The following is a 17533-nucleotide window of genomic DNA, read 5'->3' on the forward strand; positions in this document are numbered from 1 at the left end:
TAGGGCCCAAAACCTAGGCTCCGATTTTTTCTTGCTCAGGCAGCTTCCTTGGCCCGCCACAGCCGCCACCACGGCAGGTAGGGCTGGTCGTGGTGCTCGTAGTGGTACCCAAAAAAGTAGCAGCTAATGAATGCCCAAATGTGGTGGCGCAACTGGCTCCGCGACTTGTGCGGGTTCTCGGGGGCGTGCTCACCCCGGTGCGGCAGGTAGGTACCGAAATAGAACAGCTGCAGAGTAGCCAGCACGGCCGGCACCATCCAGAATGCAATGACATTGGCCGCCGGAAAGAAGTACTTGAGCACGTTGTAGGTCAAAGCCATTAGCATTACCTGCACAACGGTTACGTAGTTCCAGGCGAAGCGCGCAAACCAGAATAAAAAGTCAGCGTGCTGACCATCATGAAAGTCGGGGTCGTCTTCGGTGGCCACGTGGCGGTGGTGCGCGTGGTGTTTGGGTAGCATCCGGGGAAACCAATTGAACGCAAACAACCCGGCCGTAAGCGTACCGATGAGATTATTAAGGCGCTTGTGGGAGCTCACCACCCCGTGCATGGCATCGTGGGCGGTGATGAACAGACCTGTGTATAAATGAGTCTGCACCAAGGCCAGCAAATACGGCCAGGGACTCCGCCAGTTGGGCTGATAATATGCCAGCAGAAATATCAACAGTCCGGCCCAAGTAGCTATAATAAGGCCAGCGGCTACCACCCCGCGCCACCCCAGCGGCCTGGGCTGCACCCGAGTGGGCTGGCTAGCAGTAGCAGTGGCAGGAACAGCAACTGACATATGACTCGAAATTGGGCTAAAAGGCAAGCAGCATGTCACGCACTTGCTCCATTTGCCACATGGGCGTGCTAGTGGCCCCGCAAATACCTACCGACTGCCCCGGCTGAAACCACGACGGACACAACTCTTCGGCTTTGGAAATGAAGTGCGTGGCGGGGTTTGTATCCCGGCAAACCTGGTACAGTACCTTGCCGTTGGAGCTTTTCGTGCCCGACACGAATACGACCTGATCAAACTGCGCCGCGAAACGCCGCAGGTCCTTGTCACGGTTACTTACCTGCCGGCAGATGGTGTCGTTAGCATTTACCTGGTAACCCCGCTCCTCCAGGTTTTCCTTTACCCGGTAAAAGGAATCGGTGCTTTTGGTCGTTTGGCTGTAGAGGGTGATGTTTTGGGGTAGCTCGTGTTGTAGCAGCTCTTCCAGGTTCTCGAACACCACGGCCTGCCCGCTGGTCTGGCCCAGCAACCCGCGCACTTCAGCGTGCCCGTGTTTGCCGTAGATGAATATTTTCTCGCTCCGGTCGAAGCTGCTCTTAATCCGGTTCTGCAGTTTCAACACCACCGGGCACGAGGCATCTATCAGGGTGAGGTTGTTTTCCAGCGCCATCTGGTAGGTGCTGGGTGGCTCCCCGTGCGCCCGAATCAGGACGGCCTCTTCCCGTAGCTTGGCCAACTGGTCATAATCAATGATGCGCAGTCCTCGCCGCTGCAGGCGCTCTACCTCCTCGTCATTATGCACAATGTCGCCGAGGCAATACAAATACCCCTGCTCATCCAGCAGGTCTTCGGCCATTTGAATGGCATAGATAACGCCGAAGCAAAAGCCGGAATTAGGGTCGATACGGACGCTCAGGTGGTGCGGCATAGCTAACGGGCTAACAGCGGAGGACCGCATAATGTTGCGCTCATTGGGTGGAAGATAGAACACAAACCGCAAAACCCAACCGTAGTTTGATTCCCACCTCTTCTAGAACGCGCCGAATGCCTTCCGCTGTTCCAAATCCCGGATAACCCGCTCCTCCGCAGGAGATGCCCGCAGCACTTCCTGCTTCCGCCAAAAAGCTGGATCATAGGGCTTTTTGCTGGCCTGTTTTAGGTCGTTGTACCCAACTCCGGTGGTTTTGTATCCTTTCCCGGCTGGTTGGGCAGTGTAGCGGTAGAAAAACAGGTTACCATTGATGGTCGTAGTATCAGTCTTCCCCCGGTAGCGCAACACTACTTGCTGCTCGGCCCTGATGGACTGCAAACGGCTCAGAGAATCACGGTGCGGAGCGAAATCAACGGTTAGCTGCATGGTTTGCCCATCCAGCGTAGTGCCTTGCCGCAGCTGCATGGCCATCAGGTTTTCGATGGGAATTTGGGCATCCACGCGGCGCAACGCCGCGGTGTGGAAATCAATGTACAAGGTTCCTTCCGGCACAAACCGGTCTACACCGGGACGTTTGCTGAACTCAATAACGGCGGTTTCCTGGCCTTTGTTTTCCAGCACCTCCCGCAGCTGAAACGTAAAAAACTCGGTGCTACCCGGGCTCAACGGCACCGACACGGTACGCCGGTTGGGCTTGGGGTCGAACACGGGAATCAGCCGTAGAGCGGCAGAAAAATTGCTCATGTCCACGCCCGTGTCTTCAGCGGCGGAACCGTAGCGGGCCTGCTGCAGCTGCCAGCCATTAATGCCCTGCCCATCAAACCGAACATCGTAGAAAGCATCCAGAAACTCGGTGTAGCGGCCATTGTGGCGCTGCTTCTGGCGGTAGAAGGCCTGCCCAAACTCTTCCTCGCGCTGATGCCGGGCCAGTTTGGCGTAAGCTCTCTTGACTAGTTCAGCAGCCAGTTGGTCAGGGTTGCGCACTTTCACCTCGGGCAGGGCCACGGTGCTAGCTTTAAGCGTAACCGTAACTGGTGCCCCGGAAGTCACGCTTAGCACTGTAGGGGCATAGCCTAGGCTTACCACTGCCAGCCTTTGCGGCAATTTGGTTACGCGCAGGCTGAACTCCCCGGCCTCGTTGGTAGCAGTGCCAGGCTCGGCGCCCGGTACGCCCACGTTGGCGTAGGGTACGGGCTGCCCTTGCTCATCCAGCACTTTGCCTTTCAACTGCGTTTGTTGCGCGGCGGCGGCAAGTGAGCTGACAAGGGCGGCGGTCAGGAGCAGTATTTTCTTCATAGAACAACAAGTATGACAGCGGGCCAAACTACCAATCAGCACACAAATGGCCCGGCCCTACAACGAACAACTACCCGGCCAGGATATACCAAGGCCCCGCTTTTCCAGCTGGAAAACGGGGCCTATTACGCGTAGAGTTGGTAAAAATCAGAGGGCAGCCAGCTTTTGTGCCTCTTCCTCCGATACATGGCCTCGTTCTACCATGAAATTGCGCACTAACCCGAAGGATTCCGCGTCGAGGCCGGATTTGGGGTGCCGCAGCAAGGTGCTCACCAAGAACTGCCGGTCTTCCTCCACGTGCGGGCTCATCCCTAAAAAGGACGGCAGGTTGCTTTCTACGCTCAGCCGCAAAAACCGGATTTCCGCGTTATTGCCGTCCAGTTTCATGGCCTGGTCGAACAGCTTGCCAGCTTGCTGCACGTAAGTGAGCTTGTTGAACATAGAAGCATCACGGGCCCGAATGGCCTCGGCAGCGGCTTTGTAGGCCAGTACCACGGCGTCCTGCTTATCGTAGGAAGCCATGAGCTTATGAAATTTCTCGCCGGCCTCTTTACTAGCGGCGGCCTGCTGGTAGTGGCGGCGCAACTGGTGCACGGCGTAGGGATTAGCTTCGGTTGACACGAGGGTGGTAAACGTCAGGAACAGAAAAAGAAATAGGAATTGGGTCAGCTTCACGCGCAACGGGGTTGGTAGAAGAGCACAAAGTAACGTGGCTATTTGCTAGCACGCCTGATTTCTTCCCCCTACGGCAATTTACTTGCCAGTGGCTGATACCAGCTACACCCGCGCCAGCCGGTAGCGGAAGTAAGACCCCAGCAGCAGCAGCAGCTTGGTGTTGTTGGGTACTCGCACCCGCTCCCCCAAAATGGTAGCTGCCGGCAGCTGCCGGATTTTATGAAAAAGCTTGAGGTAGTACACGTAGGCAAGGTATACTCCCAACCGGGCCGCCTTAGGTAGCTGCACAATACCGGCGTAGCCCGCCTCAAAATCAGCCCGGATATCGGCCTCAATGCTGCGCTTCACCTCGTCGGTAAACCGCTCGTACTGCACACCCGGAAAATATACCCGGCCCCGCTCCTCGAAATCGGAGCGCACGTCGCGCAGGAAGTTCACCTTCTGAAAGGCCGAGCCCAGCCGCCGGGCTGGTTCCCGCAGATGGTCGAACAAGGCCGTGTCGCCCTCACAGAAAATACGCAGGCACATCAGCCCCACCACCTCAGCCGAGCCGTAGATATACTGCTCGTACAACGACTGGTTGTAACTCCGGTCATCCAGGTCCATTTCCATGCTGAACAGGAAAGCGTCAATAAATTCCCGGTCGATGCCGTAGCGGCGCACCACGTCTTGGAACGCGTGCAGCACGGGGTTCAGGCTCAGGCCTATTTCTAGGGCCTCGTGGGTCTGGCGTTTGAAATCAGCAAACAAGGCTGCTTTGTCATGGTCGTGAAAGGTATCCACAATTTCGTCGGCCCAGCGCACAAACCCATACACGGAATACACCGGCAAGTGAAAACGCTGATCCAGCGTACGGATGCCCAGCGTGAAAGACGTACTGTAGCGCTTGGTTATCAGCTTGGCACAGGCCCGGCTGGTATCGGTAAATAGGGCAACGTGGTCCATTATGCTGAGTTACTAATTCTCCTTCTCTACTTCGGCCGCAACTACCTGGCCCGAAATAAGCGAGGGGGGTACGCCGGGCCCCGGCACGGTAAGCTGACCCGTAAAGTACAGATTCCGCACCTTTTTACTTTTGAGTGATGGTTTCAGGATGGCGGTTTGGCGCAGGGTGTTGGCCAGCCCGTAGGCATTGCCTTTGTAGCTGTGGTAGTCCTGCATAAAATCCTGGTGGGCGTAGCTACGCTTGTACACCACCGCCTCGCGGATGCTGGTGCCGCAGTGCTTTTCCAGCCGGTCCATCAGCAGGTTGTAGTAATGCTCCCGGGTGGCCTCGGGGTCGGGCAGGTTGGGGGCCACCGGAATAAGCAGAAAGATGTTCTCGCAGCCTTCCGGAGCTACGCTGGGGTCAGTTTGGCTAGGGGCCGAAACGTAGAACAGCGGGCGGCTGGGCCACTTGGGGTTCTCGTAGATTTCCTGGGCGTGCAGGCTGAAATCCTCGTCGAAGAACAGGTTATGGTGGCGCAAGTTGGGCAGTCGCTTGTTCACGCCCAAGTAAAACAGCAACGACGATGGCGCCATGGTGCGCGAATCCCAGTACTTCTCGTCATAGGTACGCCACTCGGGGGCCAGCAGGTGCTGCTCGGCGTGGTGATAGTCGGCGCCGGCTACTACCACATCGGCGGCGCGGAAGCCCTGGGCAGTTTGCACGCCGGTGGCGCGGCCGTTTTCCACCACAATCTGCCGCACCTCCTGGTTGTATTCCAGCGTCACGCCCCGCTCCTCGGCCAGGCGCACCATGCCTTCCACAATCTTGTGCATACCGCCCAGGGGGTACCAGGTGCCCAGCGCCAGGTCGGCGTAGTTCATGAGGGAATACAGGGCCGGGGTATTTTCGGAGGTAGCTCCGAGGAACAAAATCGGAAACTCCACCAGCTCCAGCAGGCGCGGGTCCCTGAAAAACTTGCGCACGTGCTTGTGCATGCTCTGCAATAGATCCAGGCGCACGGCGTCCAGGGCCAGGCGCGGGTCCATAAACTCCAGCAGAGAGCGGCCGGGCATGTGCACAAATTTGCCAATGCCTACCTCGTATTTGTAGGCCGCCTGCCGCAGAAACTCATCCAGCCGGGCCCCGCTGCCGGGCTCGTACCGCTCAAACAGCTGGCGCAACTCGCTCATGGCCGCCGGAATATCTACCGCCTCCGGGCCTTTGAAAATTACCTGGTAGGAAGGATCCAGCCGCACCAATTCGTAGTAGTCCGATACTTTTTTACCGAAGCGGGCGAAATACTGCTCAAAAATATCGGGCATCCAGTACCAGCTGGGGCCCATATCAAAGGTGAAGCCCTGCTCCCGGAACACGCGGGCCCGGCCGCCGGGGCCTTCATTTTTCTCCAGAATGGTAACTCGGTAGCCTTTCTGGGCCAAGGAGGTAGCGGCCGACAGGCCGGCAAAACCGGACCCAATAACCAAAACGTGTTTAGAGGAAGCAGCAGCCAAGTGGTAAAGGTCAAATGAGGTGGGGTGCAAGCTACAATCCGGCAGGCACATCCAATTGTTTAGCTTCCTGAGCGGCCCAGCCTTGCCGGCAGCACAAACAGACGGGCCGCAAACCACGTCACCTGGGATGGTGAACATCGTCTGCGGCCCGCGATACGCCCGGGGCGGGTCTGTACTCTCTCCCTATTCCCTACACGCCGGGGGCGTATGTCTTCAGCGCCAGCTTGAGCTCTTTGCGGGCGATATGAATACGGTTCTTCACGGTTCCAATCGGAATTTGCAGCTTCTCAGCAATTTCCAGGTACTTGTACCCGATGTAGTACATCATAAACGGAGTCCGGTAATCGGCCGACAGACCGGCAATGGCTTCGTTGATATCTGTTACTACGAAATCAGAGGTAGCTCCGTTGTGCGTAATGTAGTTTTCGTTGGTATTGAAGTACTGGAAGTACTCCGTGCTGTCAATATTGCTATTGCGCTTGGTGATTTTGTTGTAATTGTTGATGAAGGTGTTGCGCATGATGGTGTACAACCACGCCTTCAAATTGGTGCCCGCCTTGAACTTGTCTTTGTTCAGCATGGCTTTGAGCAAGGTTTCCTGTACCAGGTCCTTGGCATCGTCTGCGTCGCGCGTCAGGTTCATTGCCACGGGCTTCAGGGAGTAAGAAATCTTCTGTACTTGGTCGGTGAATTCCAGAGAGGTCATGCTGTTTAGCTTTTCATGGCAAAAAGTTAAACAAATATACTTGGGTATTTTAGAGTTGTACGTACCTACACACATTTATTTTCTTTAATGCCCGTATTTCGCACGTGGCCAGCCCGAGCGACCCTGTAGCTAATTGATATCAAGCCCGTTAGCAAAGCCACCATACGCACACAGCCCCGGCCGCCTACCTGCTGGTAGTACGGCCGGGGCTGCGCGAAGTTGAGTGCCAGCGGGTTATGCTATTGTTAACTGGGGTTGAGCCACGCAGGCCTCCGCAGTTGGCAGACTAGTGGCCAGCTGGATAAAGTCGGTGATGAGCGCCAGCCGGGAGGTATTGGGCGGCAGCTCAAACTCTAACTGGGCCAGCGGGCCATACAAAAACAACCGGACATCAGGACATAACTGACTGACCTGTTGCACGTACGCCGGCACCTCGTGGCGCTCCGGTACGGCCGTCAGTACAGTTACTGCTGCATATGGTTGATACGCACTACACACCTTTTCTATTTCTGCTATTGGCAGGTTTTGGCCCAGGTACAGGACGTGGTGGCCCCGGCTGCGGAGCACGTAGTTCATGAACAATAGGGCCAGCTCGTGCATCTCACGCTCCGGCAGGAACAGTACCCAGCGGCGGGCAGTGGCGGGCTGCACGGGCGGCAGCGCATCGGTGGCGGCCATGAGTTTCTGCCGGATCAGGTGCGTTACCAAGTGCTCCTGGGCCGGATTCACGGTGCCAGCCTGCCACATCACTCCTATGCGCTGCAGAAATGGATACACCACGCGCAACACGGCCTGCTCGAAGCCATAGTGCTCTACCACTTGGTTCATGATGGCAGTGAGGTGGCACTCGTTCATTTCCAGCATGGCCGCCAGCAAGCCATTTACCTGGTGGCAGTAACGGTCGGCGTGGGCCGCATCGTCGCAGGATATAACGGCGCTGCACAGCTCCTGCTCCGAAAGCTTAGCTACCTGCGAAATGCGGTAGCCCCGCCCGCACAACGTGGCCACGTTCAGCAGGCGGCGCAGGTCGTCGTCGCAGTAGGTACGGATGTTGGTAGCCGTGCGCACGGGCCGCAGAATACCGTAGCGCTGCTCCCATACCCGAATAGTATGCGCCTTGATGCCCGAAAGCTGCTCTAGGTCGCTGATAGAAAAGTGTCCCACAATGCTAACCCTGCTTATCCTGCTGATAATCTAGCTGCGTGCTCTTGCCTCGCAGTACCCGCGTAGGAGCCGGCCGCCGCAGCGCCAGTTGGTAATACTTCGGCGACACCCACAGCAAGCCAAACTCCTCGCTGCCGTCGCGGCCAGTGGTTTTGTGATGAATTTTGTGGGCCATGTTCAGGGCCCGCAAATACGCATTGCGCGACTTGCGCCAGAACCGCAGCCGGCCATGAATCAGCACATCGTGCACAAAAAAGTACAGGGTACCGTAACTGGCAATGCCCACTCCCATCCAAAACCGGAAGTCCTTTGCCGCCGAGCCGTACATGATCAGCAGCATAGACAGAGACCCGTAAAACAGGAAAAAGAAGTCGTTGCGCTCAAACGCGTGCGGGTGACGCACGTGGTGGGAGCGGTGCAGAAACCACAGGGGCCCATGCAGCACAAACCGGTGCATGAACCAGGCTACAAACTCCATTCCCAGAAAAGTAGCCGTGGTTACGGCTACGGCTGCCAGTGTCGTCATAAGAGGCAAACCAGCGCGAAAGTGAGAAGTTTAAAAAACGTGCGTAAGGGAGAAAGGTACGATAATTCACTCCATGCCTGCAACTCGCTCCCGTGGAAAGGTGAACAGCAAAACGGCTGCTACTCGCGGCAGAGCGTGGAATTCGGGAGCAGTATTGCTAGCCCCTGAACTCTCCGCCCTGCCGCGAGTAGCAGCCGCAAGCGCCGCGCTACTGCCGCAACGTTAATTTTCCCAGGTTATCTTTTCCTTGTTAAGAAAGGCCGTGATACCGCGGCGGCAGTCATCAGAGCCCCTGGCCTCGGCATTCATGCGGGCGGCATAGCGCAGACTGTCCTCCAGAGGCATTTCCGGAATGCGGGCCAGCATTTCCTTGGTAGTTTCCATGCTTTGCCCCGAATTCTCGACGCACAGGCGGCGGGCAAAGGCGTACACGTTGGCGGCCAACTCCGAGCGGGGCACCAGGAAATTCACCAAGCCAAAATCCAGGGCGGCCTGGGCCGAAATGGCGTCGCCGGTGAGCAGCAGCTGTTTGGTGCGGGCCTCTCCTATTTTACGCAGCAAAAATACGCTCACAATAGCCGGCAGAAACCCGATTTTCACCTCAGTATAGCCGAATTTCGCTTCGGGCACCGCAAAAGCAAAGTCGCAGATGGTAGCCAAGCCGCAGCCTCCGGCCAGGGCGTGGCCCTGCACCTCCCCGATTACTACCTTTTTCAGGGTATAAATCTGGTGAAAGAGCTGCATGAGATGGGTGGAGTCAGCTAAGTTATCGGTGTAGCCAAAACTTTGCAGCTCCTGAATATAGCCGAGGTCGGCTCCGGCGCAAAACACCGCGCCCTCGGCCCGCAGCACAATTACTTTGCAGGCTTCGTCGTCTTCGGCGAATTCAAAAGCCTGCTTTAATTCCGTGACCATTTCAGCGCTCAGGGCATTACGCTTATCGGGACGGTTGAGGGTGATATAGCCGATAGAGTCCTGGGCTTCATAACGAATGAAACGCAGGTCTTCCAGTTCCTGAGTGGGCATGTCTTCCATAATCAGGGAGTTGCAGTACGGTGGATGAAAACCAGCGGACACCCGGCGCTTATCACCGAAGCATGGATGTGTGCTGATACAGATAGAACGCGCGAAAGCCAAACGTAGCAAAATTGATGCTACGCTGCTAGTTGTAGGATATACTAGTGAAAGGGGGGCTTCGGTTTCGGCTAATTCCGGGAACGGCCTTCCCTACCGCCCCCAGGACACAACGAATGCCCCTTGCAACGTCACATCGTGGGTTCGGAAGCCGGCGGAGCGCAACAAAGAATCCTGGCGCAGTACGTACCAGCTTTTGCAGGAAGAATCGAAGACTACGGGCGCAGCGGTACCAAACACGGCAGCCAGTTGCCGGGGCTGTACGCGGGCGTTGCGGCGCAGCACTACTGCCGTAAGGCCTGGTACCGGTGCAGTGGCTCCGCTCAGCGGCCCACTCACAAAAGCCAGCTTCCGGTTCTGCCAAGCGGCCAGCGTCAGGCCGGGTTCGGCCACCACGGCTGGCACCGGGCAGGCTTGCCAGCCGGGCCGGTAGCTTACCCGCCGCGCGTCCCGCCGGATGCTGCCGGGCACAATGCGGTAGGTTCGCTCGGTTTCGGTGAGCGGCAAAGAGTCTACCGTTACAATTTCGGCAGCTGCACCCTGCCAGAAACCCACTACCGAGCGGCGCGGAATACTATAGATGACTAGCTCCCTGGTTGGAGCCAGTTGGTAGGCTGCCCACACCCGGCTCCCGGCAAATACCCCCACCAGCGTGCAAGCTAACGCCAGCCAGGTTAGCCGCTTGCGGGCGAAGAACACCAGCAACAGCAGCAGTACAGCTCCAATCAGCCAGACCTGCAGCGTGGTAACGTGAATGCCGGAAATCAGTGCCCCCGGCATTACGCGGCCAACCCAGAAGATGTACTGGTTAAACAACCAAATCATCCATTCAAACACGTAGGCCACACACTGGGGGCCATAATCCAGCACCCGCGCCACGCCCGGCAGGGCCAGGCCTACCAGCGTTACTAAGCCTTTCAGCGTCAGCAGCCCCAGGCCCACGTACACGGCCATGCTGGAAATAGGTACGGCTATTAAGTTGGAAGCCAGAAAACTGAGCGGGAACTGATGAAAATAGTACAGCCCCAGCGGAAACGTGGCTACCTGAGCCGCCAAAGAAAGCGCCGTGGCTGACCACACGTAATGCAGAAAGCGCCCCAGCCACCCCCAGCTTTTCTGCACGACCTTGGGCTGCCAGGGTCGCTGCTTACTTAAAAAGTATGCCGTAGGGTTTAGCCAGCTTAAGATGCGAGGCTGCAGGTATACAATGCTCAGGACAGCTAAAAAGGAAAGCTGAAAACCCACGTCGCAGAGCAGATACGGGTCGTAGCAAAGCAGGCAGAACGCGGCCACTGCCAGCAGGTTATACATGGATGTTTGCCGGCTGGTAGCGCGCCCCACAATAATGAACGAGAACATCACAGCGGCCCGCAGCACCGAAGCCGACAGCCCCGTCAGGAAGGCGTAGCTCCAGATTACGGCCAGGCCCAGCAAAGCCGTTACCAACCGAAACCAGGGCCCGCGCCGGCCGGGCAGCCGCCCCAGCAGCCACGTCACGGCCCCAAACAGCAGCCCCACCTGCAACCCCGATACGGCCATGATGTGCGTGGTACCCGTGTTGGCGTAGGCCTGCTTGGTTTCCTGGTCTACTTCATCTTTGATGCCTAACACCAGCGCCGAGGCCAGGGCATATTCCCGCTTGGCGTGCACGTACTGCCGGAATACACCATCCAGCACCCGCGCCGCCCGCATGGCCGCCGCCCGCAGCAAACTCGGCGGACTGGTAGCTACTCGCAGGAATTGGTCGGGGTGAATGAACTGCTGATGATAGACCTGATGATACTGCAGGTAGCGGCGGTAGTCAAACTCGCCGGGGTTCAGGGGCGCTTTGCTGGGAGCGGGAGCACCCCGCACTATCCATACGTCGCCGTACTGCGGGGCCGCCAGCCCTTCCTCGCGCGGAACAGACACCCGGATACCGCCCAGCGCCGGCCGCCAACGCCCCGCCACCCGCACCGCCGACACGCGCACGGTGGTAGCGTAGGTGGCCGGCCGTACCACCGTGTAGTCATCTACCACGGCGCGGTAGTACTCCACACGGCTGCCAAACCGGTACAAATGGTGGGCATTGCGGCTCTCAGTGGCCTGCTGGGTGAGTGCGGCGCCGGCTACGCCCAGCGTCAATACAGCCAGCAGGCCCGCCGCATCGGTAGCGCCCGGCGTGAGCTGCCGAGCCGCCCACAGCTGCATCACCAGAAATACACCTGCCAGCCCCGCTACCAACCAACGCAAATCGGGGAGCATTTCCCCGGCGTACAGGTAGAGCAGAATACCCAGCATCAGTGGCAGCACCAGCCGAACAGCCGCCGCCGAAGCCCATTTTATCTCCATACTCCTAGTCCAAAATACCTAATAGTTGCACACCCATAAGCTCGTCAGCAATCAGGCGGGTAAAATGGAGAAAATGTCCTGAATCACAAAGGCCTGCGCCTGCTTCTTACTGGTCAGAAGCAGGCGCAGGCCTTATTTATAGCCGGGTGGTGTGGCAGATTAGCTGGGCCGCTGCCACACCATCTTGTAGTGCTCAATGCCGGCTTCCCAGAATGCCTCTCCACTTTTCACAAAGCCGTGGCGCTCATAAAAGCGCACGGCGGCTACCTGGGCATTGAGGTACACCACAGCTGTGGAGTGGGCCGCCTCCACATCCCGCAGCACAGCCGTCAGCAAGGCGGCTCCCACCTGCTGGTTGCGGTAGGCAGCCAACACGGCAAAGCGCTCCAGCTTCACGCCGTTTTCGGTGGTGCGCCAGCGGGCGGCCCCGCAGGGCATGCCCTCCCCAGTTACGGCCAGATAATGCGTAGCGTCAGTTTGGTCATGATGGTCATTTTCCAGCTCAGCGGGCACATTTTGCCCCAGCACAAACACCGTCCGGCGAATGGCCAAGGCCGCGAGTAGGTCCTGTTCAGTTGTAATGCGGTGCGCAGTCGTCATGGGTGGGCGTAAGTGGCGTGTGGGGGCAATGCTTGAATCGGCAAAAAAGGCAAGGGCGAAAATACAGCAGCGCAGACATACCACACCGGCAGCAACCCTGCAACGCAAAAACGGCTGCCTACCGGCAGCCGTTTTTTTTAATTTCTACATACAACCAGAGCCAGTGTGTCATGGGCGCGGCTCTAGCTACCTCGCTAGTCTATTGCTCCTGGTTCACAGGCAGCTGCTGCGTGCCATCATCCTCGCGGCGGGCATCGGGGTGCTTACCGGGGTCGTGGTGGGCAATTTCATCCTGGCGACGCTGGTAGCTGGGGCGGTACTCGCGCACGGGGCGGTTGGCCTGGTCCTTCTGCTGCTGCACATCAAACTTGTCGTAGGCCTGCACAATCTGCTTCACCAAGCGGTGGCGCACCACATCCTCGGCCGTCATTTCCACGAACCCAATACCACTTACGCCCTGCAGAATATCCAAGGCCTGAATCAGCCCCGACTTCTGCTTCGTAGGAAGGTCAATCTGGCTCCGGTCCCCGTTCACCATCACCTTGGCATTCGGGCCCATGCGGGTCAGAAACATCTTCAGCTGCGAAGGCGTGGTGTTCTGGGCTTCATCCAGGAGCACAAAGGCATTGTTGAGCGTACGGCCCCGCATGTAGGCCAGCGGCGCAATTTCAATGGTCTTGTTTTCGAGGTAGAACTTGAATTTTTCGGGCGGCAGCATGTCCTCCAGCGCGTCGTAAATCGGGCGCAGGTAGGGGTCTACTTTCTCCTTCATATCACCGGGCAGAAAGCCGAGGCTTTCCCCCGCCTCCACCACGGGCCGCGAAATGATGATTTTCTTGACCTCCTTATTCTTGAGAGCCCGCACGGCTAGCGCCACCGAAATGTAGGTTTTGCCCGTACCGGCCGGCCCCAGCGCGAATACCAGGTCGTGCTTGAGCACGGTATCTACCAGCCTCTGCTGATTAGCCGTTTTGGCTTTGATAACACCGCCCTTGGCCCCGAACAGAATTACGTCCGGCGAGGCCGCCATGCGGGCCTCATCTAGGTCTTCGTCGGCCGATGACAGGAACTGGCTCACTGTTTTGTCGGTAATCTGCCCGTACTGGTGGTAGTGCTCCAGCAGTGCCGACAGGATATCGTTGATGCGGCTAATGACGGCCGTTTGGCCCTGAATCTTGATTTCGTTGCCGCGGGAAATAATTTTGCTACCCGGAAACGCAGCTGCCAGCTGCCGGATATTTTGGTTATCGGGTCCCAGAAACTCAACCAAGGACACGTTTTCCAGAGTGATGATTTTTTCGACCAAACTGAGGGAATTTAAGTGCGGAAGGAAAGTACAAGCGCCCGGGCCAGACCCGACGTGGCGCTATAAAAACAGTAACAATAAAAATCAGCAGTTCGTTTCTGCTGCCGTTTCGCGGCAAAAGGTCTACTTTTGCCGCCCCCAGGAGGGCTTAGCAATAGTACGAATAACTCCCAATTTCCGGTCATGGGCCTGATTACGTTTCTGTCCGATTTTGGCTACCGCGACCATTACGTGGCAGCCGTGAAGGCCCGGATTCTGCAGCTTGCCCCCCACGTGCCGGTGCTGGATATCACCCACGGCATCGAGCCCTTCAATATTGCGCACGCCGTGCACGTACTCGGAGCTGTGTACCAGGATTTTCCGGCCGGCACCGTTCATTTAGTTGGGGTGAATGACCTTGGCTCCCCGAAAGCAGCCTGGCACGCGGCCCGTTTCCAGGAGCACTTCTTCGTATCCGCCGACAATGGCCTGCTGCCTCTGCTCTGTGACGGCACGCCCGACGAGTTGGTGGTGCTGGGCTCGGGGCAAACGGCTACTGCCTCCCCTACCCGCGACTTACTAGCCCCGGCCGCGGTGCACTTGGCCCAAGGTGGCTCCCTCTCCGACCTGGGCCCTGCTACCACTGAAACCTATCAGCTGCTTAACCGGCAGATGCGTCTGCAAGACAACCGCATCACCGGCCACGTGGTGCACGTCGACCACTACGGCAACCTCATTACCGATATTAGCCGCACCGCCGTGGAGGTAGTAGGCCGTGACCGGCCCTGCACCATCCACTTCGCCCGCGAAACCGTGCGCGAAATTGTGCCGCACTTTCAGGCGGCCGCGCCTGGGGAAGCCGTGTGCATTTTCAACAGCCAAGACCGGCTCTGCATCGGCATCAACCAAGGCAATGCCTCCGAGCTCCTAGGCCTCCACTTCGACTCCCAGGTTGACATCCGATTCGTGGGCTGAGATTAACTCGACAACTACAGGGCAAAACCTCATTGAATATGGTATACACGCAGATTGCTTGTTTATATATTTATTATGTTAACTAATTGATGTCACTCTGTCAGTCCTGATTTTTGTTCTTCTTTATGCTGATTCGTATCGTGCGCATGACGTTTCACCCGGAACGGGTACCTGAGTTCCTGGCGCTTTTCCAGCAGTCGGAAGACCAGATTCGTAACATGCCGGGCTGTCGGTTCCTGGAGCTTTGGCAGGATATTCATGAGCCTACTGTGTATTGCACCCATAGCCATTGGGACTCGGAAGATCAACTGAATGCGTACCGAAAATCGGCCTTGTTTGGGCAGGTATGGCCCGCTACAAAGGCCTTGTTTGCTGGCCCCCCATTGGCTTTTTCCGTACAGCCCGCTACTCTACCACCTCACTCAGGCCCCGCACTCTAGAGTTCAAAGCGGTGCGCTGGGTTCTGTTCACCACTCCTGTATGCCTACCTCTAATTACTTCGAGTTTTACGGTTTGCCAGAATCGTTTCGCCCTGATGTGGCGGCCCTGAAACGCCAGTACTACGCCATGAGCCGGGAGTACCACCCCGATTTTCATGCTACCGCCACGCCAGAGAAGCAGCAGGAAATACTTCATTTGGCCACGCTCAACACCAATGCCTACCGGGTTTTGTCTGACGCCGACCAGCGCATGGCTTATATTTTGGGCCAGCATGGCCTGCTAGAGGAGGGAAAACAAGAATTGCCTCCAGATTTTTTAATGGAAGTTATGGAGCTCAATGAGCAGCTTATGGAGCTGGAATTTGAGCCTGATGCTGCGGCAGTTGAACGCCTCAGCGAGGAGGTTAACCTACTGAGTAACACACTCGAATCCGGCATTGAGCCCGTACTGGCCGGGTACGATGGGTTACCCCATGAAGCCCGCCCCCAGGCCCTAACCCAAGTGCGAACTTATTACCTAAAAAAGCGCTACCTGTTGCGCATTCGCGAATCTCTGGCTAAGTTTGCCACCCGTTCCTGATCTACCGACAGAAACGGTTGACTTGCCCAGATGGCGGAATCGGTAGACGCGTCGGTCTCAAACACCGATATCGAAAGATGTGCCGGTTCGACCCCGGCTCTGGGTACAATAAAAAGGCTCCTACTCAACTGAGTAGGAGCCTTTTTATTGTAGCTCCGTTCGTTACTGAATAAAGTCCGGACGGATCAGATTTTCGAAGGTGAAAATTTCGTCCCACTTCGCTTGCGTGAGGAGGTGCCGTTCAGAAACGGCAATGTCATACACGGATTTGCCCGTTTTCAAGGCTTCCTTGGCAATTTCGGCGGATAACTCGTAACCAAGCACCGGGTTGAGCTGGGTGACGATACCAATGCTGTTGCGCACCATATTCTCCGCGTGCTCCTTGTTGGCGGTGATGCCCACCACGCACTTCTCGCGCAGGGTCCGGCAGGCATTGGTCATGTAGCTAATGCTTGTGAATAGGGCAAAGCTGATAACCGGCTCCATCACGTTCAGCTGCAGCTGCCCACCCTCGGCGGCCATGGTCACGGTGAGGTCGGCTCCAATAACGTAGAAAGCCGTTTGATTGACTACTTCGGGCACTACCGGGTTTACCTTGCCGGGCATTATGCTGGAACCGGGCTGCAGGGGCGGCAGGTTAATCTCGAACAAGCCCGTGCGCGGCCCCGACGAAAGCAGGCGTAAATCATTGCAGATTTTGCTGAGCTTCACGGCCGTGCGCTTTAGCACCCCGGAAAGCTGCACGTAGGCCCCGGTATCGTAGGTGGCCTCAATCAGGTCGCCGGCCAGACTCAGGTCCAGGCCGGTGATGTCGCGCAGGTAGCGGGTTACTAGGTCGGCGTAGCCATGGGGGGCGTTTACCCCCGTACCAATGGCAGTAGCCCCCATGTTGATTTCACTGATCAGGCGGCGGCTATCCTCAATCCGCAGCAGTTCCTCGCGCAGGTTGGTAGCAAAGGCCCGAAATTCGTCGCCCATGCTCATGGGTACGGCATCCTGGAGCTGCGTACGGCCCATTTTCAGCACGTTCCGGAACTCGTTGCCCTTAGCTGCAAAGGCATCAGCCAACTCACCCAGCACGCCACTGTAGCCCACCAGCTTATTGCTGAGGGCAATCCGGAATGCCGTGGGATAGGCATCATTGGTACTTTGGGAACAGTTGACGTGGTTATTGGGGTGACAGAACTGATATTCGCCTTTCTGATGGCCCATTATTTCCAGGGCGACATTGGCAATTACCTCGTTGGCATTCATGTTCACGGAAGTGCCTGCCCCGCCCTGAATCATATCGGTGAGGAATTGCCCATCGAACTCGCCGGCTGCTACCCGGTCGCAGGCCTGGGCAATAGCATCGGCAATTTCCGGCTTCAGAACGCCCAGGTCACGGTTGGCCAGGGCCGCGGCTTTCTTTACGTAGGCCAGGGCCTGCACAAACAGCGGCTCAACCCGCAGCGGAATACCCGTGATGGTGAAATTTTCCAGGGCCCGCAGCGTCTGGATACCATAGTATGCGTCGGCGGGAATTTCACGCTCGCCCAGGAAATCGTGCTCAAGTCGGGAGTTAGTCATACGGAAGGAAACTCGGTGGTGGGTGGTGTGCACAAGCGGCACGAAGGTAAGCTCCACCTGGAAAAGGTGGCCGTGTGGGAGTAGATGCGCTGTTGTACTGTGGCAGGGCTGTCGAGGTTGACCAGTGCCCCTACTACATGGCATTTTCCTGCGTGGGCGC

Annotated in this window: 17 protein-coding genes and 1 tRNA gene; 4 read left to right on the forward strand and 14 right to left on the reverse strand. The window is 57.3% G+C overall.

Going from position 1 to position 17533, the window contains the following annotated elements:
- Positions 1-35: 35 nt before the first annotated feature.
- From ABIB60_RS12250 to ABIB60_RS12310, 13 genes are all read right to left on the reverse strand, one after another.
- A complete protein-coding gene (locus tag ABIB60_RS12250; protein ID WP_354580204.1) occupies positions 36-785 on the reverse strand; it encodes a fatty acid desaturase in 750 nt (249 codons plus the stop codon).
- Positions 786-801: 16 nt separating this feature from the next.
- The gene (locus ABIB60_RS12255; protein WP_354580206.1) at positions 802-1650 is read right to left on the reverse strand and encodes a 4-hydroxy-3-methylbut-2-enyl diphosphate reductase; all 849 of its coding nucleotides are present in this window, start codon (positions 1648-1650) and stop codon (positions 802-804) included.
- 102 nt (positions 1651-1752) lie between these two features.
- Complete coding sequence (locus tag ABIB60_RS12260) at positions 1753-2949, reverse strand: carboxypeptidase-like regulatory domain-containing protein (RefSeq protein ID WP_354580208.1); 1197 nt, start codon at positions 2947-2949, stop codon at positions 1753-1755.
- Positions 2950-3096: 147 nt separating this feature from the next.
- The gene (locus ABIB60_RS12265; RefSeq protein ID WP_354580209.1) at positions 3097-3624 is read right to left on the reverse strand and encodes a hypothetical protein; all 528 of its coding nucleotides are present in this window, start codon (positions 3622-3624) and stop codon (positions 3097-3099) included.
- 102 nt (positions 3625-3726) lie between these two features.
- Positions 3727-4569: a phytoene/squalene synthase family protein gene (locus ABIB60_RS12270; RefSeq protein WP_354580210.1), complete on the reverse strand. Its 843-nt coding sequence runs from the start codon at positions 4567-4569 to the stop codon at positions 3727-3729.
- A gap of 12 nt (positions 4570-4581) precedes the next feature.
- On the reverse strand, positions 4582-6063 hold the full coding sequence (gene crtID / locus ABIB60_RS12275; RefSeq protein WP_354580212.1) for a bifunctional phytoene desaturase/3,4-desaturase: 1482 nt from the start codon (positions 6061-6063) through the stop codon (positions 4582-4584).
- A gap of 190 nt (positions 6064-6253) precedes the next feature.
- Positions 6254-6769 carry a sigma-70 family RNA polymerase sigma factor gene (locus ABIB60_RS12280; RefSeq protein WP_354580213.1) on the reverse strand — a complete coding sequence of 172 codons (516 nt, stop codon included), beginning with the start codon at positions 6767-6769 and terminating at the stop codon, positions 6254-6256.
- Between the two features lie 234 nt (positions 6770-7003).
- A complete protein-coding gene (locus ABIB60_RS12285; protein WP_354580214.1) occupies positions 7004-7933 on the reverse strand; it encodes a MerR family transcriptional regulator in 930 nt (309 codons plus the stop codon).
- A 4-nt stretch (positions 7934-7937) separates the two neighbouring features.
- The gene (locus tag ABIB60_RS12290) at positions 7938-8459 is read right to left on the reverse strand and encodes a sterol desaturase family protein (RefSeq protein ID WP_354580215.1); all 522 of its coding nucleotides are present in this window, start codon (positions 8457-8459) and stop codon (positions 7938-7940) included.
- Positions 8460-8681: 222 nt separating this feature from the next.
- On the reverse strand, positions 8682-9485 hold the full coding sequence (locus tag ABIB60_RS12295) for an enoyl-CoA hydratase/isomerase family protein (RefSeq protein WP_502915125.1): 804 nt from the start codon (positions 9483-9485) through the stop codon (positions 8682-8684).
- 201 nt (positions 9486-9686) lie between these two features.
- Positions 9687-11924 carry a ComEC/Rec2 family competence protein gene (locus tag ABIB60_RS12300; protein ID WP_354580216.1) on the reverse strand — a complete coding sequence of 746 codons (2238 nt, stop codon included), beginning with the start codon at positions 11922-11924 and terminating at the stop codon, positions 9687-9689.
- Between the two features lie 159 nt (positions 11925-12083).
- Positions 12084-12524 carry a GNAT family N-acetyltransferase gene (locus tag ABIB60_RS12305; protein WP_354580218.1) on the reverse strand — a complete coding sequence of 147 codons (441 nt, stop codon included), beginning with the start codon at positions 12522-12524 and terminating at the stop codon, positions 12084-12086.
- 199 nt (positions 12525-12723) lie between these two features.
- Entirely contained in the window at positions 12724-13830 is a 1107-nt protein-coding gene (locus tag ABIB60_RS12310) for a PhoH family protein (protein WP_354580219.1), read from the reverse strand.
- Positions 13831-14013: 183 nt separating this feature from the next.
- Between ABIB60_RS12310 and ABIB60_RS12315 the strand changes: the two genes are divergently transcribed.
- The 4 genes from ABIB60_RS12315 (at position 14014) to ABIB60_RS12330 (ending at position 15910) form a co-directional block, all read left to right on the forward strand.
- Positions 14014-14784, forward strand: a complete 771-nt coding sequence (locus tag ABIB60_RS12315) for an SAM hydrolase/SAM-dependent halogenase family protein (protein WP_354580221.1) — start codon at positions 14014-14016, stop codon at positions 14782-14784.
- A gap of 125 nt (positions 14785-14909) precedes the next feature.
- Complete coding sequence (locus ABIB60_RS12320; RefSeq protein WP_354580222.1) at positions 14910-15224, forward strand: putative quinol monooxygenase; 315 nt, start codon at positions 14910-14912, stop codon at positions 15222-15224.
- A 40-nt stretch (positions 15225-15264) separates the two neighbouring features.
- Entirely contained in the window at positions 15265-15804 is a 540-nt protein-coding gene (locus ABIB60_RS12325) for an iron-sulfur cluster co-chaperone HscB C-terminal domain-containing protein (RefSeq protein ID WP_354580223.1), read from the forward strand.
- 24 nt (positions 15805-15828) lie between these two features.
- Positions 15829-15910 (forward strand) — tRNA-Leu (locus tag ABIB60_RS12330).
- Positions 15911-15966: 56 nt separating this feature from the next.
- On the opposite strand, the gene aspA is transcribed toward ABIB60_RS12330, so the two are convergent.
- Positions 15967-17373, reverse strand: coding sequence for an aspartate ammonia-lyase (gene aspA / locus ABIB60_RS12335; protein WP_354580224.1), 1407 nt, complete (start codon positions 17371-17373; stop codon positions 15967-15969).
- Positions 17374-17533 lie beyond the last annotated feature (160 nt).

This window comes from Hymenobacter sp. UYP22 (assembly GCF_040547285.1).
GTDB lineage: Bacteria > Bacteroidota > Bacteroidia > Cytophagales > Hymenobacteraceae > Hymenobacter.